General features: G+C 47.7%; 26 protein-coding genes, 1 tRNA gene and 1 pseudogene. 21 read left to right on the forward strand and 7 right to left on the reverse strand.

Annotation, left to right across the window (positions count from 1 at the left end):
- Positions 1-186: 186 nt before the first annotated feature.
- Positions 187-495, reverse strand: coding sequence for a helix-turn-helix transcriptional regulator (locus tag FGS84_RS26340; protein WP_227146088.1), 309 nt, complete (start codon positions 493-495; stop codon positions 187-189).
- Positions 496-649: 154 nt separating this feature from the next.
- Between FGS84_RS26340 and FGS84_RS26345 the strand changes: the two genes are divergently transcribed.
- The 3 genes from FGS84_RS26345 (at position 650) to FGS84_RS26355 (ending at position 3,760) form a co-directional block, all read left to right on the forward strand.
- Entirely contained in the window at positions 650-994 is a 345-nt protein-coding gene (locus tag FGS84_RS26345) for a hypothetical protein (RefSeq protein WP_138311199.1), read from the forward strand.
- A gap of 220 nt (positions 995-1,214) precedes the next feature.
- A complete protein-coding gene (locus FGS84_RS26350) occupies positions 1,215-2,309 on the forward strand; it encodes an NAD(P)-dependent alcohol dehydrogenase (protein ID WP_138311200.1) in 1,095 nt (364 codons plus the stop codon).
- Between the two features lie 14 nt (positions 2,310-2,323).
- Positions 2,324-3,760 carry an aldehyde dehydrogenase family protein gene (locus FGS84_RS26355; protein ID WP_138311201.1) on the forward strand — a complete coding sequence of 479 codons (1,437 nt, stop codon included), beginning with the start codon at positions 2,324-2,326 and terminating at the stop codon, positions 3,758-3,760.
- 40 nt (positions 3,761-3,800) lie between these two features.
- On the opposite strand, the gene FGS84_RS26360 is transcribed toward FGS84_RS26355, so the two are convergent.
- The 3 genes from FGS84_RS26360 to FGS84_RS26370 form a co-directional block, all read right to left on the reverse strand.
- Positions 3,801-4,268 (reverse strand): nucleoside deaminase, encoded by a 468-nt coding sequence (locus FGS84_RS26360; protein WP_207671142.1) that lies wholly within the window; start codon positions 4,266-4,268, stop codon positions 3,801-3,803.
- Between the two features lie 109 nt (positions 4,269-4,377).
- A complete protein-coding gene (locus FGS84_RS26365; RefSeq protein WP_138311202.1) occupies positions 4,378-4,587 on the reverse strand; it encodes a hypothetical protein in 210 nt (69 codons plus the stop codon).
- A 412-nt stretch (positions 4,588-4,999) separates the two neighbouring features.
- Positions 5,000-5,072, reverse strand: a tRNA-Ala gene (locus FGS84_RS26370).
- Positions 5,073-5,208: 136 nt separating this feature from the next.
- On the opposite strand from FGS84_RS26370, the gene FGS84_RS31065 reads away from it, so the two are divergent.
- Positions 5,209-5,361, forward strand: coding sequence for a hypothetical protein (locus FGS84_RS31065; RefSeq protein WP_002584761.1), 153 nt, complete (start codon positions 5,209-5,211; stop codon positions 5,359-5,361).
- A gap of 190 nt (positions 5,362-5,551) precedes the next feature.
- Here FGS84_RS31065 and FGS84_RS26375 read toward each other — a convergent pair whose 3' ends face one another.
- On the reverse strand, positions 5,552-5,725 hold the full coding sequence (locus tag FGS84_RS26375) for a DUF1540 domain-containing protein (RefSeq protein ID WP_002575716.1): 174 nt from the start codon (positions 5,723-5,725) through the stop codon (positions 5,552-5,554).
- A gap of 305 nt (positions 5,726-6,030) precedes the next feature.
- On the opposite strand from FGS84_RS26375, the gene FGS84_RS26380 reads away from it, so the two are divergent.
- From FGS84_RS26380 to hslO, 3 genes are all read left to right on the forward strand, one after another.
- A complete protein-coding gene (locus FGS84_RS26380; RefSeq protein ID WP_138311203.1) occupies positions 6,031-6,540 on the forward strand; it encodes an SEC-C metal-binding domain-containing protein in 510 nt (169 codons plus the stop codon).
- A gap of 113 nt (positions 6,541-6,653) precedes the next feature.
- A complete protein-coding gene (locus FGS84_RS26385; RefSeq protein WP_138311204.1) occupies positions 6,654-7,421 on the forward strand; it encodes a class I SAM-dependent methyltransferase in 768 nt (255 codons plus the stop codon).
- 5 nt (positions 7,422-7,426) lie between these two features.
- Positions 7,427-8,305, forward strand: a complete 879-nt coding sequence (hslO, locus tag FGS84_RS26390) for an Hsp33 family molecular chaperone HslO (RefSeq protein ID WP_138311205.1) — start codon at positions 7,427-7,429, stop codon at positions 8,303-8,305.
- Positions 8,306-8,493: 188 nt separating this feature from the next.
- Here the strand turns inward: hslO and FGS84_RS26395 are convergent, their stop codons facing one another.
- Positions 8,494-8,691: a cold shock domain-containing protein gene (locus tag FGS84_RS26395; protein WP_002569705.1), complete on the reverse strand. Its 198-nt coding sequence runs from the start codon at positions 8,689-8,691 to the stop codon at positions 8,494-8,496.
- A gap of 263 nt (positions 8,692-8,954) precedes the next feature.
- Here FGS84_RS26395 and FGS84_RS26400 point away from each other — a divergent pair, with 263 nt between their 5' ends.
- Complete coding sequence (locus FGS84_RS26400) at positions 8,955-9,500, forward strand: DUF5662 family protein (RefSeq protein WP_138311206.1); 546 nt, start codon at positions 8,955-8,957, stop codon at positions 9,498-9,500.
- Between the two features lie 189 nt (positions 9,501-9,689).
- Here the strand turns inward: FGS84_RS26400 and FGS84_RS26405 are convergent, their stop codons facing one another.
- Positions 9,690-10,472 (reverse strand): YwaF family protein, encoded by a 783-nt coding sequence (locus FGS84_RS26405; RefSeq protein ID WP_138311207.1) that lies wholly within the window; start codon positions 10,470-10,472, stop codon positions 9,690-9,692.
- A 120-nt stretch (positions 10,473-10,592) separates the two neighbouring features.
- Between FGS84_RS26405 and FGS84_RS26410 the strand changes: the two genes are divergently transcribed.
- From FGS84_RS26410 to FGS84_RS26460, 13 genes and pseudogenes are all read left to right on the forward strand, one after another.
- Complete coding sequence (locus FGS84_RS26410) at positions 10,593-11,018, forward strand: DMT family transporter (RefSeq protein WP_138311208.1); 426 nt, start codon at positions 10,593-10,595, stop codon at positions 11,016-11,018.
- Positions 11,019-11,115: 97 nt separating this feature from the next.
- Positions 11,116-11,871, forward strand: a complete 756-nt coding sequence (locus tag FGS84_RS26415; protein WP_138311209.1) for a helix-hairpin-helix domain-containing protein — start codon at positions 11,116-11,118, stop codon at positions 11,869-11,871.
- Positions 11,872-11,932: 61 nt separating this feature from the next.
- Positions 11,933-12,640, forward strand: coding sequence for a response regulator transcription factor (locus FGS84_RS26420; protein ID WP_138311210.1), 708 nt, complete (start codon positions 11,933-11,935; stop codon positions 12,638-12,640).
- 32 nt (positions 12,641-12,672) lie between these two features.
- A complete protein-coding gene (locus FGS84_RS26425) occupies positions 12,673-13,164 on the forward strand; it encodes a GNAT family N-acetyltransferase (protein WP_138311211.1) in 492 nt (163 codons plus the stop codon).
- A gap of 3 nt (positions 13,165-13,167) precedes the next feature.
- Positions 13,168-13,647: a 23S rRNA (pseudouridine(1915)-N(3))-methyltransferase RlmH gene (gene rlmH / locus FGS84_RS26430; RefSeq protein WP_138311212.1), complete on the forward strand. Its 480-nt coding sequence runs from the start codon at positions 13,168-13,170 to the stop codon at positions 13,645-13,647.
- A gap of 137 nt (positions 13,648-13,784) precedes the next feature.
- Complete coding sequence (locus FGS84_RS31680) at positions 13,785-13,994, forward strand: hypothetical protein (protein ID WP_243130092.1); 210 nt, start codon at positions 13,785-13,787, stop codon at positions 13,992-13,994.
- Between the two features lie 18 nt (positions 13,995-14,012).
- Positions 14,013-14,579: pseudogene (locus FGS84_RS26435) on the forward strand (Rpn family recombination-promoting nuclease/putative transposase); the annotation flags it as partial.
- Between the two features lie 206 nt (positions 14,580-14,785).
- The gene (locus tag FGS84_RS26440; RefSeq protein ID WP_138311213.1) at positions 14,786-15,001 is read left to right on the forward strand and encodes a hypothetical protein; all 216 of its coding nucleotides are present in this window, start codon (positions 14,786-14,788) and stop codon (positions 14,999-15,001) included.
- Between the two features lie 12 nt (positions 15,002-15,013).
- The gene (locus FGS84_RS31070; RefSeq protein ID WP_171042718.1) at positions 15,014-15,163 is read left to right on the forward strand and encodes a hypothetical protein; all 150 of its coding nucleotides are present in this window, start codon (positions 15,014-15,016) and stop codon (positions 15,161-15,163) included.
- 234 nt (positions 15,164-15,397) lie between these two features.
- Positions 15,398-16,558, forward strand: coding sequence for a DUF5780 domain-containing protein (locus tag FGS84_RS26445; RefSeq protein WP_138311214.1), 1,161 nt, complete (start codon positions 15,398-15,400; stop codon positions 16,556-16,558).
- A 199-nt stretch (positions 16,559-16,757) separates the two neighbouring features.
- The gene (locus FGS84_RS26450; RefSeq protein ID WP_138311215.1) at positions 16,758-17,828 is read left to right on the forward strand and encodes a TRAP transporter substrate-binding protein; all 1,071 of its coding nucleotides are present in this window, start codon (positions 16,758-16,760) and stop codon (positions 17,826-17,828) included.
- A 31-nt stretch (positions 17,829-17,859) separates the two neighbouring features.
- Positions 17,860-18,351: a TRAP transporter small permease gene (locus tag FGS84_RS26455; protein WP_138311216.1), complete on the forward strand. Its 492-nt coding sequence runs from the start codon at positions 17,860-17,862 to the stop codon at positions 18,349-18,351.
- Positions 18,352-18,355: 4 nt separating this feature from the next.
- A complete protein-coding gene (locus FGS84_RS26460; protein ID WP_138311217.1) occupies positions 18,356-19,663 on the forward strand; it encodes a TRAP transporter large permease in 1,308 nt (435 codons plus the stop codon).
- Positions 19,664-19,677: the final 14 nt, after the last annotated feature.

Below are 19,677 nucleotides of genomic sequence, written 5' to 3' on the forward strand. Positions count from 1 at the left end.
TAGACATAGCCACAAAATACGCTATTTCTTAAATTTTAAATTTCGTCACTTTGCCAATACTGATTTATGATACCTCTGAACAGTAACTCGGAATCATATCCATGGTAATCAATTCCGCCCAAAGAGCCGGGCAATCCATTGCCGGCCGCCGTCCTCCCGCCCTGACATTATACCTGCATGGCCTGCTCATAACCGTGAAGATATTTTAAACTGATTTTTCAATATCTCCACAATATCTTCAATGGCTTTTTCCTGTCCCGGGTCAAGACCATCCAATACAATGACCTTGCGGTGGTCCAGTCCAAGAATATAATCCGTAGTGGTACGGTATAAAACGGAAAGTCTGGACAGAACATCGGTAGATGGATAGGCTATATTGTTTTCATAGTTACTGATAGAAGACCGCGTTATATTTAAATGGGCAGCTACCTGTGATTGAGACAGATTCCGTCTCTCACGAAGCTCCCGCAGCCTGTAACCAAAATCATAAACCACTACGGTTCCCCCTTTCATATTGTGTATTGTTCTATTGTAATAGTTCTAATGACATTATAAGTGTCGGAAATGTGGTAAAAAATACAACCATACTGACTGTACAAAGGGAATAATTATGCATTTCTCCGTTCTATATAGTAGTGGAGGGGGAGAAATGAAAAAGTTATTAAAATATTTGGCCGCCGCAGGCCTGATAATAGTATTGGTTATGGCGGTTTGTTATATCCGTCTGCCTGATTACAGAATTTATAAAGTATTCTCCCATAGCGGGTCGGATTTCAGGGAAGCGGACCTGTATGTTATCGTATATAAACCATGGCATATCGAACAAAAGGTTCAGGGCATTGTTTCACGGCACAATGAGATGAATGGAACGCCTGATAAATTGACCATATGGCTCTATTACAGTAAATATGGTCTGGACCGGGGAAAGAATTTTTATAAGGTGATATTTGAGTATCATAAAAGCCAGGTGACGGAGCCGCCCGGGGCATGGTAGGGAACGGGGATTGGTTGATTGTAAGGAAATGATATTGGCCAGAGCATGAAAATTGTTTGGAAAATATATGTGACAATAATCGAATAAAGTCAATTATTGTAAAAAAATTAAAACTTTATTGTTAAAAAAATAGTAAATATGTTAAAAGACAAACTATTGTTCTAAGTTATCGCGATTAGTGCTATGATGATAAAATAAAATAGTGAAGGAGGTTTAGCAGATGAAAATAACAGCAGCAGTTGTGAGAGAGAAAGGTAAGCCCTTCCAGTTTGAGGAATTGGACCTACAGAATCCCCGCGAGGGAGAGGTGATGGTTAAAATAGCAGCCAGCGGAGTATGCCACACGGATGAGGTGGCCCAGCATCAGATGATTCCAGTACCCCTTCCGGCTGTCCTGGGCCATGAGGGATGCGGTATTGTTGAAAAGGTGGGAGAGGGGGTAACGGAATTCGAGAAGGGGGACCATGTGGTATTTTCCTTCGGATACTGCGGGCACTGCAGGAACTGCCTGGCGGGAAGACCCTATGCCTGTGAGAATTTCAATGCCATTAATTTTGGGGGTGTTATGAGTGACGGCACTAAACGGCTGTCAAAGGATGGCCAGGAGATTTCTTCCTTTTTCGGACAGTCCTCCTTTGCAACCTATTCTGTTGTTCATAAAAACAGCATTATCAAAGTGGATAAGGACTTGGAACTGGATATCCTGGGGCCATTGGGGTGCGGAATACAGACAGGCGCAGGCGCTGTCCTGAACCGGCTTAAACCGGCTGCCGGGTCAAGCCTTGTGGTGTTTGGCTGCGGTACTGTGGGTATGAGCGCAATTATGGCGGCTCATTTATGCCCTTGTAAAAATATTATTGCTGTGGGCGGAAATGAAGAGAGCCTTGCTCTGGCGAAAGAACTGGGAGCCACCCATACCATTAACCGGAAGAAATGTGACTGCATTGTTAGTGAAATCAAGAAAATTACAGAAGGCGGCGCTGATTATGCCATTGATACCAGCGGTGTGCCCGATTTTGTGAAAAAGGCATTGGCCTGTGTTAAATTCCTGGGAACAGCTGTGGTATTAGGCGTTACAGGAGAACTGACCATACAGGTTCAGGAGGAGCTTATGGGTGAGGGAAAGTCCCTCATAGGCATTGTGGAGGGGGATTCCAATCCGAAGCTCTTTATTCCGCAGTTGATTTCATACTATAAACAGGGAAGGTTCCCCTTTGACAGATTGATTCGCGTGTTTGAGTTTGATGAGATTAATGAGGCATTTGAGGCATCCCACAGCGGGAAAGCCATCAAAGCCCTGCTGAAGATGAGATAGAGGAGGCGTTGAGAATGGAGTATCAATTATACATAGACGGGGAATGGAAGGAAACTGTGACAGGTTATGTGGCTGAGGACAAGAATCCTGCGGATGATTCTGTGTTCGCCCGGGTACACTTTGCCGGAGAGGCAGAGGTGGAGGCAGCCATTGCGGCGGCCCAAAGGGCATGGAGGCCATGGGCCGGCACACCTGCCGCTGAAAAGGAGCAGATTCTCCTGAAAGCAGCTGACTGGATGCAGAAGCATATGGATGAGGTGGCGGATGTGCTGATGGGAGAAAGCGGTTCTGCCTTTGGAAAAGCATACTTTGAAGCAGGATTTGCAGTGGATTTATTCAGGGCAGCAGCAGGAGAATGCAGGCGGGTATTTGGCCAGGTCCAGCAGCAGGCGCCGGGTGAGATATCCATGATTCGAAGACTCCCCCTTGGGGTAGTGGCCGGGATTGCCCCCTTTAATTTCCCGTTGCTTTTGGCTTTGAAAAAGGTGGTATTTGCCCTGGCAGCAGGCAATACATTTGTTCTCAAGCCAGCCAGCGCCACGCCGGTTTCCGGTGTTATGATAGCCAGGGCGCTGGATGCAGCAGGGCTTCCCAAGGGAGTATTCAATCTGGTTCCCGGTTCCGGTGAAACAGTCGGAAACAGGCTGATTGAGGATAAACGCGTCCGTATGGTGGCATTTACCGGTTCCACTGCCGTTGGAAAGGGGATTGCCGCCAAGGCATCTGTCCTTTTCAAGAAGTACTCCCTGGAGATGGGCGGCAAGAATCCGCTTATCCTTTTAAAGGATTTTGACTTGGAGCAGGCTGTGAGGATTGCAGGATTCGGGGCATTTTTCCATCAGGGACAGATATGTATGTGTACCTCCAGGCTGATTGTGGAGGAGCCTGTATATGACCGGTTCTGTGAAATGTTTGCCGCTTATGCCGGCACTATGAAGGTAGGGGACCCGCACCAGCAGGATACCATCATTGGTCCCCTCATTAAGCAGGAGCAGTGCCGGATGATTGACAGCCAGATTCAGGACGCTGTTTCAAAGGGGGCAGTGCTGATGACAGGCGGGTCCCATGAGGGCAACTATTATCAGCCCACTGTTCTTAAGGATGTGACGCCGGACATGAGGATTTTCTATGAAGAGAGCTTTGGGCCGGTAACTTCCATTATTAAGGCAAAGGATGCAGAGGATGCTGTCCGCCTGTGTAATGACAATGAATATGGACTTTCCTCATCCCTGCTGACCAATGATTTATCAAAGGCAATGTCCCTGTCCCTTGATATGGAGGCTGGCATGGTTCATATTAATAATGCAACGGTTTCAGATAATTCCACGGTGGCATTTGGCGGAGTGAAGAACAGCGGCGTGGGAAGGGAAGGCGGTTCCTATTCCATTGATGAGTTTACAGAGCTGAAATGGATTACGGTCCAGTATACACCGGCGCAGCTGCCATTCTGACAACAGGCAGAGGAGGGAATACGTTTGATGGAGTAATGCCTCAGCCCTTTGCGTGCCTGGAAAAATAGGCTGTCAATACCCTGAGGCTTTCGTCTCTCAGGACGCCTGCTGTAACCTGGGGTTTCCAGGGGGAGTGCTCAAAGACGATTTTACAGCATTCAGCGCCGTTCTCATGAAGTATGCCGCATAAATCAATATCGCTGGCGCCGTAGACCAGCCGGCCCAGCTTAGTCCATACCATTGCGCCGCAGCACATAAAGCAGGGTTCGCAGCTGGAATAGAGGGTGTATTCCTGCAAATCCGTGATATGCGTCTCAGCGCAAAAACGGCGGAGTAAGCCGGCCTCTGCGTGGAAGGTTGGGTCAAAACCAGTGTAAATCTGGTTCTCGTTGCTGTACACAATTTCACCGTCTTTCACCAGCACGGCTCCGAAGGGTTCGTTCCCATGGCTGACAGCCAGTTGGGACAGGCGGATAGCCTCTTTCATAAATATTGTATGGTCCATCATTTGGTTCCTCCTGGTTTAATTGATTTAACTGATAATATGTTTATATGTATTCCGGGTTTTCCCGGCATGTAACGCGGTAGCGTATCCGGCTTATTCCGGCACAGGCAGGTTAATGGAGATAGTCCGCAAGCACAAGAAAAAGGTAAACAGCCAGGCCGGCCAGCGCAGACAGTCCAATGAACATCAGGTATCCGTATCTGGCATTTTTGTCCTCGCCGGGACAATAGAAAATTCTTCCGTCATTTGGATTGTAATAAATCTCCGCCTCTTCACCGGGTTTTCCGGCAGGAAGGAAGGCCAGCGGAAGCCGCGAGTCCACCCCTGTGTAGTGCTGGCCCTTGGCGTCATAGTTAGTTTTATCTGTGTTAATTTATTAAAAGCCATGAGCTATATCTTATAAATCATTTCCGTAAAGCCGCTTATTGCCTGCGAGGCCGAAGTTCTAGCCTCTGAGCCTCCTGCTTAAGAATTCCATGGCTGGCTGGACAATACCCTCCATGAGCGGAATAAGATTCGGTTCCGGAAAGAAAATATGCTGCAGCCGTAATTATGGTTCTGTGGGCTTTCTGGCTGCGCTTTAGGAGATGCGCTGTTTTCGTGCGATATTTCGTGTGATATCGTGGGATATATTTGTATATTCCATACCCATATAAGGATATTACAACAATTTCAGACAATCAAAAACCCACGCAATTACGTAGTTTCTCGCAATTATGTGGGTTTAAAAATAGTGGAGACAACGGGATTCGAACCCGCGGTCTCTGCGTTGCGAACGCAGCGCTCTCCCAGCTGAGCTATGTCCCCATTGATTCGATTATAGCACGGTTGGGAAAAAATACAAGTTAAGTTTCGGACTTTTTACATATTTTTCTTCTTTTCAGGGCATACTGTTGCCAGAGATGATTGAGCCGCGCGGACAGGCGGCGGAAGGGAGACGGATATGGACAGGTATGAAGAAGAAAAGCAGGCCAGGAAAAAGTCAAATGAGATGTTTAACAGTATTACAGAAAAGGTGAAGCCGGAAAACCAGAACCAGACCCATAACTCCAGACGGGAAGGAATGGGACCAAATACAAAGAGGAAACCATGTTAAGCATCCATGCGGGTGCTTTTCTTTTTGACTTTTTTGACGGACATGCGGACGAATCTTTGAACGCCTGAGGTTATCCACAATGTTGTGGAAAAGATTGTGGATAATATGTTATTATCTGATAAATTGAATGAAAAAGAGACTGTGACAGACAGAGATATGTCCTGCCTGTACACAGTCCCTGAGGATGGAATTACTGAGCCTTATTTACAAAAGACTCGCAGTCTGTACATTCCTTCTTGGTTGGGTTCATTTCGTGAGTTCCGACCTTGATGGCGTCCAGGGTACAGTAATCCTCAGACTGTGCATTGTAAGCACAGTTCTTGATGGTACATTTGATGCTCTCATTTTTTCCATTTACTTTCATGGTAAAGCCTCCTTTTAAATTGAATTGGATTCAGGTTTATTATTTGCAGAAAAACAGAAAAAATACCCCCAATATGCAGGCGAAATAAAAACTGCGGTTTAGAATTTAAGGGAAATGCCTTATATTTTAGGAGGATAAGGCTGTATAAAATAAAATATGTTTGAAAAATCTTATGTTTTGTTATATACTAAGGTCTATGGGCGGCCATGGACAGGCAGCGGAGCGGTCCGGCAGACAGGATGAGGCATGGCGCCCGGGACAGGAAGCCCCTGGAACATAAATAATACAAAAAGGATGGTTTTACTATGGCACTGTTAGAGACATGGAGAAATCTGGCTTACGGCGACGGCCTGGATGATAAAAAGAAAGAAGAATTGTGGGCTGGATATTTTCAGATTGAGAAGGGAATCTATGAGCAGATTCTCTCTAACCCAACAGAGGTTATCACAGGCACTGTAAAGGACCTGGCAGAGAAGTACAATACGGAAATCCTTATCATGACCGGTTTCCTGGATGGAATCAATGAGAGCCTGAAGGGTTATGAGAACCCCATTGAAACCATGGAAGAGGACACAGAGGTTAAGATTGAGATTGACCCGGAGAAGCTGTACTACAATATGGTAGAGGCAAAGGCTAACTGGCTGTATGAGCTTCCCCAGTGGGATGAGCTCCTCACACCGGATAAGCGCAAGGAACTGTACAAGGCCCAGAAGGCTTCCGGTACAGTGCGCAAGGGCAAAAAGATTTTCCCAAATGACCCCTGTCCATGCGGAAGCGGCAAGAAATATAAGAAGTGCTGCGGAAAGAACGCATAAAGCCCAGGATTTTACCCGCCTGCCCGGAACTGTTCCGGACAGGCGCTTTTGTAGTTGAATGATTCAGTGATGGCGCGGGAATGAGACGCAGCGCTGCCGGGAAGGATGAAGACATGGAAGCTTACAGCAGTTTTGCAGAGGTCTACGACATTTTTCAGGACAATGTACCCTATGAGGCGTGGTGTTCCTATGTCACCGGGCTGTTGCGGGAGCAGGGGGTGGAGAACGGCCTGGTGCTGGACCTGGGCTGCGGTACGGGCAGCCTTACCGGGCTTCTGGCAAAGGCCGGGTACGATATGATAGGAATTGATAATTCCGGGGAAATGCTTCAGATGGCCATGGATAAGCGGGCGGCCTCGGGACAGGATATTCTCTATCTCCTGCAGGACATGCGGGAATTTGAGCTTTACGGTACGGTGCGGGCAGTTGTCAGCATATGTGATTCCATGAATTATATCATGGAGCACCAGGATTTGGTGCAGGTATTCCGGCTGGTGAATAATTATCTGGACCCAGGGGGAGTATTTGTTTTTGACCTGAATACAGAGTATAAGTACCGGGAATTGCTGGCGGATAATACCTTTGCAGAGGCCAGGGAGGAGAGCAGTTTTATCTGGGACAATTTCTACGACGAAGAAACCAGGATAAATGAGTATGACCTGACACTGTTTATACGCGAGGGTGAGCTGTACCGCAAGTATGAGGAAACCCATTTCCAGAAAGCCTACAGCCTGGAGGAGGTAAGGCAGGCAGCGGAGGAGGCAGGCATGGAGTTTGTTGCTGCTTACGATGCCTGCACCCGTAATCCGGTACGGGAGGACAGTGAACGCATCTATATCATCATGAGGGAACAGGGCAAGACAATCAGAGACGAGGAGTGAATTGTATGGCAGATTATGTAATCAGAGCAACTGCGGCAGAAGGGCAAATCAGGGCCTTTGCCGCTACAACCAGGGACCTGGTGGAACAGGCCAGGATATCCCATAACACCAGCCCGGTGGCAACGGCCGCCCTGGGCAGGCTGCTGACCGCCGGGGTGATGATGGGCTGTGACATGAAGGGGGAAAATGACCTGCTCACCCTTAAGATACAGGGGGACGGTCCCATTGGCGGGCTGACCGTTACAGCGGATTCCAGGGGCAATGTAAAGGGATATGCATTTAATCCCATGGTAATGCTTCCTCCCAATGAAAAGGGAAAGCTGGATGTGGGCGGAGCGCTGGGCGTAGGTGTATTAAGCGTCATCAAGGACATCGGGCTTAAGGAGCCGTATGTGGGGCAGACTATTCTGGTGACAGGAGAGATTGCGGAGGACCTGACATATTATTACGCCACCTCGGAACAGACACCGTCCTCCGTGGCGCTGGGTGTGCTGATGAATAAGGATAACACGGTGCGCCAGTCCGGCGGATTCATCATCCAGCTGATGCCGGGGGCTTCCGAGGATATCATAGGCAGATTGGAGAACAAGCTGAAGGAGATATCCTCCATCACCACATTGCTGGATGTGGGGAACACACCGGAGATGATACTGGAATATGTGCTGGGCGAATTCGGCCTGGAAATCAGCGGAAGGCTGCCGGCTGTATTTTACTGCAACTGTACGAAGGAACGGGTGGAAAAGGCGTTAATCAGCGTGGGCAGAAAAGATATCGGGGAAATGATAGAGGATGGCAAGCCCATTGAAGTGAACTGTCATTTTTGTAATAAGAATTATACGTTTTCCGTGGAAGAACTTAAGGACATGCTGGAAAAGGCCAGATAGGGCAGGATATATCACAGAGCCGCTGCAAAGCAGCATAGAGGTACAAATTATTAAAATATAAGGACATAACAATAAAAGCCAGTCGCAGGACTGGCTTTTACTTGTAATCATTTGAAATCAGATATAACTTACTTCAACCTCTATCAGTGATGATATATGTTTGAAAAAGGTACACTGTTGTTCATTGATTATAATTTGGTTACGTTTGTAGCCTGAGGACCCTTAGCTCCGTTTACTACATCGAACTCAACTTCTGCGCCCTCATCTAAGGACTTGAAGCCATCCATGTTCAGACCTGAGTAGTGAACGAATACATCGTTTCCCTGCTCGTCGGAAATAAATCCGTAACCCTTCTGGTTGTTGAACCACTTAACTGTACCTTTCATTACGATACCTCCAAAAAATATAAAAAATAGAAAAATGTGATATGTTGCAAGCAATTTCGCAACTGTCCTAAGGATATCATAAATGTTGAAAAGTGTCAAACGTTTTTGGTCATTAAGTATAAACAATTTATATAAACCTCAGATTCTGTTGTTCAAAGGTTAAAATATAAAGAAATACAGGCAGAAAGGTGAATTTTATGATATACTATAGCATATTTCAATGCAGTACAGCATGCATATTATTGTGTAAAGAAGGGATTTGAATGAAAATCTGTAATATATGGAACCATTTTTGTACCATCACCAGGCACAGGAACCTGGTCAGGAAGCATTGCTTTCAGATTGGTCTGTACTGGCAGGGTCTGACCCATGACCTCTCCAAGTACAGCCCGGAAGAATTCTGGACCGGGGTTAGGTACTACCAGGGAGACCGCAGCCCCAATGCGGCTGAGCGGGAGACGGTAGGATATTCCAGGGCCTGGCTCCACCACAAGGGCAGGAATAAACACCATTATGAGTATTGGATAGACATATCCAACCACAAGGAAGAGGGACTGGTGGGCAATAAGATGCCGCTGCGCTATGTGGCTGAGATGGTCTGCGACCGGATTGCTGCCTGCGAGGTATATAAGGGCAAGGCTTATACCAGCGCCGCCCCGCTGGAGTATTACGAGTATACAAAGAATTACATCACCGTCCATCCCCGGACCAGGGCGCTGTTGGAGAAGCTTCTCCATATGCTGAAGGACCAGGGGGAGGAAGCTACCTTTGCGTATCTGCGGAAACTTTTGAAAAAGGGAACGTATTAGGGATATTTGGGATAAGGATAGAAAAGGAAACAGGACATTGCAGAGGCCGCCTTCTGTCTGGTTGTATACCGGAGGAAGGCGGCTTTTTGTACATGCTGGTGGTCTGTTTGAAATTGAACGTCTGTCTGGAATTGAACGTCTGTCTGAGATGAGGCGGAATATCCTCAGCCCGGCTGCGCCGGAAATAGGTCAGCCCGGCCGCCTGGAAAACAGCCGTCCCAGGAACAGGTGGCATATAAAGCCGCCCAGGACCATGGCTGCCAGGTACAGAAGATTTCCGGCGGCCGTACCGATGGTGAGGGCTATCTGGTGGAAGACAATCTGCCCGTTTGGATAATAGGGACTGATATAAAACATATCTGCGTTGCCGTAAGGATGGGAAGCAACATTGATGAGCGTGGCCATGCACACGCAGGCCAGGAACAGGGGAAGCATGGATGCAAAATCGCCGGGAGTCCTGCCTCCCAGGCCGGTCATGGCGCAGTACAGTCCGATGAAAATGAGCATGAAATGCCACAGAAACCCATGGAGGGTCAAAAGCAGATAGGGGTGCATGAGACCGCTGGGTTCCGCCAGGGCCATGACGCCGCCCAAAAGGGCAAAATCCTGCATGAAGGTGCATATGCATTTTTCCGCACGGCGATGGCGGGGATGTCTGAACAGGGGAAGAACCAGGCACAGATACATGGGCACGCTGCAGAGCTGGAAGGGAAAAAACCACCAGTTGTATTGGCCCTGGCTGACGATAAAATATAGGAAGCCCTGCTTATACAGTTCACTGGCAGCTAAAAACAGGCCGCAGATGAACAGCACACGATGAGGGTGCAGGTGTCTGAATGACAGCCGCCGGGCCAGATAAACGGCAAACGGTATGCCTGCAGCGCAGAGCAGAATGTGAAAGGCAGAATATGGTTCAGGCGCCTGGATAGGCCATGCGGCAGCCTGTAGTAATGTTTTTATGAATGATAGCATAGCTGTGCCTCCTGACGGAACGATTATACATCATATGCGGGAAGAATACCAGAATAAAATAGAAACCTGCGGGAATGCTAAGATAACGGTAAAATTAGTGGAAAGGCAGGAAAATAATACATGGGATTTATCATAGCATTGCTGTCAGGCGCCTTAATGAGCATACAGGGCGTATTTAACACGGAAGTGACAAAGCAGACCAGCGTCTGGGTGGCCGCTGGCTGGGTACAGCTTACGGCCTTCATCACCTGTGTGGTTATATGGATGTTTACAGGCAGGGAGCCAGTGGCCGGCATTATACAGGTGACGCCCAAATATGTGCTTGTGGGCGGTATCATGGGAGCCCTTATCACTTACACAGTCATCCGGAGCATGGGAAGCCTGGGACCGGCCAAGGCAGCCCTTCTGATTGTGGTGTCGCAGATTATTATTGCGTACGCCATCGAACTGTTTGGACTGTTCGGCGTGGAGAAGGCGCCCTTTGCATGGAATAAGATGATTGGGGCAGCCATTGCCATAGGCGGAATTGTGATTTTTGAAAGATAAAATTTGGAAATTTATGCTTGTATTTGCAGGGGGTTTCCGATAGAATAGGAGTATCAGGCTGGGACGGTGCTCTCTGGAAGGAGGGATACCGCCCAAGATGAAACTTACATCTTTCAAAGCAATGAAACTGGCAGTGATTGTCATATGTATGTTGGCTGCAGGCATATGCTATAGCTGCAGTGTGAAGAACCGGGACAGTGGGCCGGATAACATGGTCATGGCATTGGAGCCTGACAGTGGTCCTGCTGCCGGGGAATACGCGGGCATTGAAAGCCCGCAGTACATGGATGGGCCCGAAGGCGGGGATGACGCTTTATCCGCCGGTGCGGATGGAGAACATTTGCCGGGGCAGGAAGATATACCTCTGGTGTATATCCACGTATGCGGCCTGGTGTGTACGCCGGGCGTGTACGGTCTGCCCGCAGGCAGCCGGGTATATGAGGCCATTGAGGCAGCGGGAGGATTCTCAGAAGCAGCGGCGCCGGATTATCTGAATCTGGCCCAGGAGTTGGAGGACGGCATGAAGATACAGGTGCCGGACCGTGAACAGGCAGAGGAATGGAAGGCCCAGGGGCTGAACCAGCCCGGCGTGTCCGCAGGCGGTATGCCGGCCGGCGTTTTGGTGTCCGGCAGCGCAGGGAATGGCAATGGCGGCTCTAAAGCCAGGATAAATCTTAACACGGCTTCCAGGGAGGAACTGATGACCCTGAGAGGAATCGGGGAATCCAGGGCAGAGGACATCATACATTACCGCGAAGAATTCGGCGGATTTAAGTCCATTGAGGATATCATGAATGTATCCGGCATCAAGGATGCTGCATTTGAGAAGATTAAGGACAGTATTACAGTGTAAATGACGGCAGGCGGCCTTGGTTATCAGGCCGCCGTTTAATAATAGATAAGGGGAATGGAACATGGCAAGAGTATTAGTGGTTGACGATGAAAAATTAATTGTGAAGGGAATCCGCTTCAGCCTGGAACAGGACGGGATGGAAGTGGACTGTGCATATGACGGCGAGGAGGCCATAGAACTGGCAAAAAAGACAGAGTACGATATCGTGCTTCTGGACGTGATGCTGCCCAAGTACGACGGCTATGAGGTGTGCCAGGCCATACGTGAATTTTCAGATATGCCTATTATTATGCTGACGGCCAAGGGCGGCGACATGGATAAGATTCTGGGACTGGAATACGGCGCTGATGATTATATCAGCAAGCCCTTCAACATATTGGAGGTCAAGGCCAGAATCAAGGCCATTATACGGAGAAGCTCCAAGAGCAAACGTCAGAAGCGGGAGGAGCCTGAGTCCGGCGTCATTGGCGCAGGGGACCTTAAGATGGACACAGAGAGCCGCAGGGTGTTTATCGGCGAACGGGAAATCAATCTCACGGCCAAGGAATTCGACCTGCTGGAGCTGCTGGTGCGCAACCCCAATAAGGTATACAGCAGGGAGGCCCTTCTGACCTATGTGTGGGGAAATAAGGCCATGGACAGCGGAGATGTGCGTACCGTGGATGTCCATGTGAGAAGACTGCGTGAGAAAATCGAACCCAGTCCCAGCGACCCAAGGTATGTACATACGAAGTGGGGCGTTGGATACTATTTCAGGGTAAAGGCATAAGGACTGCGAAGGACACGAAAAGAGGACAGAAGATGGATGGTATTACCATAAGGACAGCGGTACCGGCTGATTTGGATGCAGTGGTACAGGTGGAGGCAGCCTGCTTTCCGGCAGCAGAGGCAGCAGACAGGAAAAGTCTGAAGGAGCGGCTGGATGCATTTCCCCAGAGTTTTTTTGTGGCGGAGGACGGAAACAGAATCATTGGGTTCATCAATGGCGCTGTCACAAATGAGAGAACCATTGGGGACGAGATGTTTGAGGATATCTCGCTCCATGAGCCGGAGGGGGCCTATCAGAGCATATTCGGCCTGGATGTGGTTGAGGAATACCGGCACCGGGGCGTTGCTTCCCGTCTGATGAAGGCCATGATTGAACAGGCCAGGAACCAGGGCCGCAGGGGGCTGATACTTACCTGTAAGGACAGACTGATTGGCTACTATGAAACGTTCGGCTATGTGAATACGGGTCTTTCCAAATCCGTTCACGGCGGAGCTGTGTGGTACGATATGATACTGGAGTTTTAACAGATGAAGATTACCCTTGTTACGGTTGGAAAGATTAAGGAACGGTATTTTGAGGATGCTATCAGGGAGTATGCCAAGCGCCTGAGCCGCTACTGCAGGCTGGACATCATCCAGGTGGCGGATGAGAAGACGCCGGACGGGGCCGGTGAGGCCATTGAGAGGCAAATCAAGGAAAAGGAAGGACAGCGCATCCTTTCTAACATAAAAGACGGGGCTTACGTCATTGCCCTGGCCATTGAAGGGAAGATGCTGGCCAGCGAGGAACTGGCCGGCCGGATTCAAAGGCTGGGAGTGGATGGCATAGGCCATATTGTGTTTGTCATAGGAGGTTCTCTGGGCCTGTCGGAGGACGTTATGAAGCGGGCGGACTATGCCCTGAGTTTTTCTAAGATGACATTTCCTCATCAGCTGATGCGTGTGGTGCTTTTGGAGCAGATTTACAGGAGTTACAGGATTATTTCCGGGGAACCGTATCACAAGTAGCGGGGAGAAGGATGATTGTGAGAATTAGGAATGGTGGCCTTGATTTAGGGGAGTGAATATCTTATAATTAGGGTAGGAAGTAACGTTGTGGATGTACTTATGAGATGAAACAAGCTAAAATTACACAGGAGAAATACATGGGAAATATAAAAACAGATTGGGATGAACTGGGCATATCAAATGATTTCCTGTTTGGAAAGATTATGAGGAATCCAGAGCTGTGCAAGGAACTGCTGCAAAGAATCCTGCCGGAGTTGGAGATAGACCGTATCGAATACCCGGAGACACAAAAAAGCATAAAGCCGGATGTGGACGCCAGAAGCGTGAGACTGGATGTATATGTGTAGGATGGTAAAAATACAGTCTATGATATAGAAATGCGGGTGGCGGATACAAAAGAACTGCCAAAGAGAAGCAGATACTATCAGAGCATGATTGATTTACAGTTGATTGATAAAGGGCAGTCTTATAAAAAGCTGAATCAGAGTTATATTATATTTATATGTCCATTTGATTTGTATGGAAAGGGGAGACATATCTATACATTTGAGAATGTGTGTAAAGAAGATACCAGCATTAGCCTTAAGGATGGGACAACAAAGATTTTCCTGAATGCAAAGGGGGAGATGGATGATGTCAGCAAGGAATTGAAGGCATTTCTGGATTATGCAGTAGGTAGGAAGTCGGATGATGTCTTTGTAAGGAAACTGGAGGAAGCAGTAGAGGAAGCCAAGCGGAATCGAGAATGGAGGCATGAATATATGACGTTGTTAATGCGTGACCAGGAGAATGTGGAAAAAGGTAAGATTTATGGTGCAATTACAACTTATAGAGAACTGGATTTATCTGAAGATGAGATATTAAAGAAGTTAGAGATAAGATTTCAGTTAACAGAGAAAGAAGCAAACGAGTATTTGCAGAATGCAGAGTAAGTTTGCATTAGAAGAAATTAGTATTGTAAGAGAAATGAAAACAAGCAGTTATTATAAATATAATAAGGGAATCCCAGGCTGATAATTATAGTTGGCCTGGGATTTTTTTGTGGAAAGGAGGATAGAGGAAATTTGATAATCATCAAGAAGGGACGTGATATAGGAATGAATTTCTAATTTCAAAATAATCTGAGGAGGATACCAACGTGGAAAAAGATTTAAAAATGTACATAGCAGATGAGTTCATGAAGCTGAATACAGTAGAGGAACAGAGAGAATTCATTGAAAATCTGCGCTTTCTTATGATGGCGGATGATAATGATGATATTATTAATTTCTTGTCAGAGAAGGAGGATGTACCCCAAAAGGGTATGTCCTCTATTTTAAAGCCCAATACTATCAATATTGAATTTTGTATTTAAAAATAGGGTGAAATGGCATACAGTGGATTTGGGGAGATAGAAGTTTATCCTACGGTGGAAGAAAAAGCCGCCAGGATTGCTTTAGGATTAGGCGTGGCAGATGGCAGTATTGGTTATGATGAAATATTAGATTGGATTATAAGTCATAAAATAATGGAATAGAATTAAGAATAAGCAGATATTATAAACATAGTAAGGGAATCCTGGGTTGACGATTATAGTTGGCCTGGGATTTTTGGTATGGGATTTTTTTGTGATAAGGACATCCTGTATGATTGGCAGAATGAGATAATGGAATTCATGGAAAAAATTCCCAATAGTTACCAATGCGTTACAATTAAGTGGACGATTTTGCAGATAAGTGTTAAAATGAAACAAAAAAGGGGGAATGTACATATGAGAAAACCGTTGCTGGTAATTTTATCAGTAGTATTGATTTTAGGGGGCTGCGGAGGTTCAGGAACAACCGCTGCAACGGGTGCGGAGAAGGAACAGGCGACTGTGGCTGAGGCAGCAGACGCAGCGCCCAAGGAAACCACACAAAAGGAGACCACAGAGGCTGAAACCACAGTGCCTCCAAAGGAGGTAAAGGAACTGTCTGTGAGTGAATTTGATGAGCTGCTGGCCGGTCTGCCGGTTTCTGTTGTAAAGACGGAATACATTGTGCAGGATGAACAGTATAAGTCGCTGTATCCGGATATGCTGGGTACGGTCATTCAGAATAATACGGATTCAGACATTAAAGATGCGGTTCTTGCCATTGTTGCCTGGGACAGCAACCAGCTTCCTGTTAAGCTGGAGGGCAACATGGACTTTTCAGGAGGAGATTATTTTAAGAAGGTAAACTACAACGACATCAATCTGGTGGGCGGGAGTACATTTGGTGAGAACTCGGGCTTTTCCATCAATGAGTCCTGCAAGGTAGAATCTTTTAAAACAATGATACTGTCATTTGAAACGTTTGACGGTGATAAATGGAGGAATCCATATGAGGACAGCTTCCGGGCGGCCTATGAGGGGAAGAAGTATTCCGATGATATAAAAATTGAGGTCGAGATGCAGGACGCTGCTTTTACGAAGTCCGGGACCGCGTCGGGAACAAAGGTGGAAAGCGCTGACTCTGAAGAACTGGAGGCATCCCTGGCCGGGCAGCCCGTGTTTGTGAGCAGCACAAAGTACGTGGTCCAGGATGAGCGGTATAAGTCGCTGTATCCGGATATGCTCCAGGCCGTGATTCAGAATAATTCAGAGGATGATATCCGCGATGCGGTGGTGGCCTTTGCTGCCTGGGACGCCAATGGCCTTCCTGTAAAAATCAAGGGTCAGATGAGCTTTAACGACCCGGCCTATGTGACGGAAGTTTCATTTGAAAATATTAATCTGGTTCCCGGCAGCTCCTACGGTGATTCCCAGGGGTATGCCATTGATGAAACCTGCGGCGTTGAATCGTTCAAAGCAATCGTGGTGTCATACACTGACTTTGAGGAAAAAACATGGGAAAATCCGGATTATAAAGCATTCTGCGATTTATATGCCGGTAAACGGCTGGCGCAGTGATGAAGTCCGGGCCGGAAGTCCCGGTAAAACCAAAACTATAAAATATTGCCCTTTTGCACTATCAATATCTTGCGGCCATGTCTTATTTCTTATAGGACATGGCCCATTTTTTGTAGTTCAATTTAAAGCGGAAACGCTTATAATCATCCTGTAAAGAAAACGTTAAGATTCCCGGAGGGAAGAACAGGAGAACATGATTATGATGAAAAAGGCATTAACACTGATATTGGCCGGGGCAGCCGCATTGTCACTGACCGCATGCTCAGGAGGCGCGTCCCCATCCGCCGCCACAGCCCCGGCGCCGGCAGCAGGCGGGGAGTCCAAGGCCGACGCGTCTGAGGCAGTCAAAAAGGACGCAAAGACAACCACACTAAAGCTGGCTTTTAACCAGTCGGAGAAGCATCCCCAGTATCTGGCCCTGTCCGAGATGAGCGATGCCTTCTACGAGAAAACCGGCGGCGCATATAGAATTGAAATCAGCCCCAATGAGCTTCTTGGTTCACAGAAGGATGCATTTGAGCTGGTACAGAGCGGTACCATCCAGATGGCAATGGTAGCAAACTCCATTGTGGAGAATGTGAATCCTGATTTTGCCGTATTAGGCCTTCCTTACGCCTATGACAGTGTGGAGCATCAGAAAAAGGTATTTACCAGCGGAGCTCTGGACCATATCTTTGCAAGCACAGAGGCCAATAATTTCAGCGTTATGGCTGCATTTACAGCAGGAGCGCGCTGTATCTATACAGACAAGCCGGTTCAGACCCCGGCAGATTTAAAGGGCTACAAAATCCGCGTCATGGAATCACAGACCTGTATTGCCATGCTGGATGCAATGGGCGGTGTGGGAACGCCTATGGCCCAGGGCGAGGTTTACACTGCAATTCAGCAGGGCGTAATCAACGGCGGCGAGAACAATGAGATTACATATGCAGATTTAAAGCACTATGAAGTGGCTCCTTACTTTTCCTACACACGTCATCTGATGATTCCCGACCTTTTGGTTATGAACACAGCGGCCTTAAAGGGAATGAGCGAAGAGGACCAGCAGACCTTAAAGGACCTTTGCAAGGAATATACAGAGCGTGAATTCCAGCTTTGGGATGAAAACCTGGAAGGCGCAAAGAAGACAGCAGAGGAAGCAGGCGCCCAGTTTATTGATGTGGACATCACTCCGTTCCAGGAAGCATGCCAGTCCGTTATCGACAATGTGACAAGCAAGAGCGAGGGAGCAAAGACATTATACGAAGAAATTCGCAGCCTTGCCAACTAACAGGGATTTGCAGAAAGCGGGGTCATGACTCATGGAATCAGCAAAGAGAATCCTGGACAGGATAATTGAGTGGGTATGCGTGGTGCTGCTGGCTGTCATGACAATCCTGGTCACCTTCCAGGTTGTTGTGAGATACTTCTTTAACAGCCCCAACGCATATACGGAATCACTTTCCAAATATATGTTTGTCTGGATGGTTATGTATGGTTCAGCCTATGTGTTTGGGCTGAGGGAGCATATGAATATCGGCTTTGTCCGCGACCATATGCCTCCAAAGACAAGAGTGGCGGTTGAAATGCTGGGTGAACTGATGGTTGCGTTATTTGCGGCAGGCGTCATGATATTCGGGGGCTATAAGCAGGTTTCAAGCCAAATGATTCAGATGGATGCGGCACTCCAGATTCCCATGGGAATCATCTATTCAGCAGTGCCTGTAAGCGCGTGTTTCATCCTCTTCTACTTTGTCTACAATGAAATAAAGCTGGCGGAAAAACTGAAAGAAATCCAAGAACAAAGGAGATAGAATTATGGAACAGGCAATGATTGTAGCACTGGTTATGCTGGTCTGCGTACTGGCCATGCTGGTTTTGGGAATTCCCATCAGCATCAGCATTGGTCTGGCCTCCACCATCGCCATGCTGTTCGTGCTTCCCTTTGAGAATGCCATGGGGACAGCGGCACAGAAGGTATTTACAGGCGTGAATTCCTTCTCCCTGCTGGCAATACCCTTTTTCATACTGGCGGGAAATATTATGAATAACGGCGGTATCGCCATACGGCTGGTGAACTGCGCAAAAATTTTAAGCGGCAGGATGCCGGGGGCCCTGGCGGAGACCAATGTGGTTGCCAATATGCTGTTCGGCGCCATCAGCGGCTCAGGTGTGGCCGCAGCCGCAGCCATCGGCGGAACCATCGGACCTCTGGAGGAAAAAGAGGGTTATGCAAAGGATTACATGGCAGCTGTTAATATTGCATCTGCTCCCACAGGAATGCTGATTCCTCCCAGCAATACCCTGATTGTGTACTCCACGGTGGCAGGCAGCGTGTCAATCTCTGCGCTGTTCATGGCAGGGTACCTTCCGGGCCTTTTGTGGGGAATCGGCGTAATGGTGATTGCGGGAATCATGGCCTCCGGACGCGGCTACAGAAACCGGGATGAAATCAACCTCACCATTGTGTTAAAAACCGTATGGGAAGCCATACCCAGCCTGCTTCTGATTGTGATTGTCATTGGCGGTATTCTCATAGGGGCTTTTACGGCCACGGAAGGCTCTGCCATTGCTGTGGTATATTCCCTGCTGTTAAGCTTTATCTACCGCAGCATTAAGATAAGGGATTTAAGGAAGATTCTGCTGGACAGCGTTAAGATGACTGCCATTGTAATCTTCATGATAGGCGTATCCTCCATCATGAGCTGGATTATGAGCTTTACCAATATCCCGGCCATTATTGCGGATGTGCTCATGGGACTGACCAACAGCAAGATTGTGATTCTTCTGATTATGAACCTGCTGCTTCTGGTGGTGGGAACCTTCATGGACCCAACTCCGGCAATCCTTATATTTACGCCTATTTTTCTGCCCATTTGCACCAGCTTTGGAATGCATCCAATCCATTTCGGAATCATGATTGTATTTAACCTTTGCATTGGTACAATCACACCGCCGGTAGGACCCATTCTGTTTACCGGCTGCAAGGTGGCGAATGTAAAAATCGAGGAAGTATTTAAGACCCTTCTTCCATATTTTGCGGTGACAGCGGTCATACTGTTACTGGTGACCTATGTGCCGGCCATTTCCATGACCATCCCCAATGCACTGGGACTGGTAAAATAAAATCCAATCATATC

Source organism: Clostridium sp. 1001271st1 H5 (assembly GCF_005845215.1).
Classification (GTDB): domain Bacteria; phylum Bacillota; class Clostridia; order Lachnospirales; family Lachnospiraceae; genus Enterocloster.

Excerpts from the sequence above, each read along its gene's own strand:
- FGS84_RS26450 (WP_138311215.1), top strand. The coding sequence starts at position 16,758 with ATGATGAAAAAGGCATTAACACTGATATTGGCCGGGGCAGCCGCATTG.
- FGS84_RS26415 (WP_138311209.1), top strand. The coding sequence starts at position 11,116 with ATGAAACTTACATCTTTCAAAGCAATGAAACTGGCAGTGATTGTCATA.
- FGS84_RS26355 (WP_138311201.1), top strand. The coding sequence starts at position 2,324 with ATGGAGTATCAATTATACATAGACGGGGAATGGAAGGAAACTGTGACA.
- FGS84_RS26360 (WP_207671142.1), bottom strand. The coding sequence starts at position 4,268 with ATGATGGACCATACAATATTTATGAAAGAGGCTATCCGCCTGTCCCAA.
- FGS84_RS31070 (WP_171042718.1), top strand. The coding sequence starts at position 15,014 with ATGGCATACAGTGGATTTGGGGAGATAGAAGTTTATCCTACGGTGGAA.
- FGS84_RS26420 (WP_138311210.1), top strand. The coding sequence starts at position 11,933 with ATGGCAAGAGTATTAGTGGTTGACGATGAAAAATTAATTGTGAAGGGA.
- FGS84_RS26375 (WP_002575716.1), bottom strand. The coding sequence starts at position 5,725 with ATGAAAGTAAATGGAAAAAATGAGAGCATCAAATGTACCATCAAGAAC.
- rlmH (WP_138311212.1), top strand. The coding sequence starts at position 13,168 with ATGAAGATTACCCTTGTTACGGTTGGAAAGATTAAGGAACGGTATTTT.
- FGS84_RS26460 (WP_138311217.1), top strand. The coding sequence starts at position 18,356 with ATGGAACAGGCAATGATTGTAGCACTGGTTATGCTGGTCTGCGTACTG.
- FGS84_RS26405 (WP_138311207.1), bottom strand. The coding sequence starts at position 10,472 with ATGCTATCATTCATAAAAACATTACTACAGGCTGCCGCATGGCCTATC.
- FGS84_RS31680 (WP_243130092.1), top strand. The coding sequence starts at position 13,785 with ATGGGAAATATAAAAACAGATTGGGATGAACTGGGCATATCAAATGAT.
- FGS84_RS26385 (WP_138311204.1), top strand. The coding sequence starts at position 6,654 with ATGGAAGCTTACAGCAGTTTTGCAGAGGTCTACGACATTTTTCAGGAC.
- FGS84_RS26380 (WP_138311203.1), top strand. The coding sequence starts at position 6,031 with ATGGCACTGTTAGAGACATGGAGAAATCTGGCTTACGGCGACGGCCTG.
- FGS84_RS26345 (WP_138311199.1), top strand. The coding sequence starts at position 650 with ATGAAAAAGTTATTAAAATATTTGGCCGCCGCAGGCCTGATAATAGTA.
- FGS84_RS31065 (WP_002584761.1), top strand. The coding sequence starts at position 5,209 with ATGGACAGGTATGAAGAAGAAAAGCAGGCCAGGAAAAAGTCAAATGAG.
- FGS84_RS26400 (WP_138311206.1), top strand. The coding sequence starts at position 8,955 with ATGAAAATCTGTAATATATGGAACCATTTTTGTACCATCACCAGGCAC.
- FGS84_RS26425 (WP_138311211.1), top strand. The coding sequence starts at position 12,673 with ATGGATGGTATTACCATAAGGACAGCGGTACCGGCTGATTTGGATGCA.
- hslO (WP_138311205.1), top strand. The coding sequence starts at position 7,427 with ATGGCAGATTATGTAATCAGAGCAACTGCGGCAGAAGGGCAAATCAGG.
- FGS84_RS26410 (WP_138311208.1), top strand. The coding sequence starts at position 10,593 with ATGGGATTTATCATAGCATTGCTGTCAGGCGCCTTAATGAGCATACAG.
- FGS84_RS26455 (WP_138311216.1), top strand. The coding sequence starts at position 17,860 with ATGGAATCAGCAAAGAGAATCCTGGACAGGATAATTGAGTGGGTATGC.
- FGS84_RS26350 (WP_138311200.1), top strand. The coding sequence starts at position 1,215 with ATGAAAATAACAGCAGCAGTTGTGAGAGAGAAAGGTAAGCCCTTCCAG.
- FGS84_RS26395 (WP_002569705.1), bottom strand. The coding sequence starts at position 8,691 with ATGAAAGGTACAGTTAAGTGGTTCAACAACCAGAAGGGTTACGGATTT.
- FGS84_RS26445 (WP_138311214.1), top strand. The coding sequence starts at position 15,398 with ATGAGAAAACCGTTGCTGGTAATTTTATCAGTAGTATTGATTTTAGGG.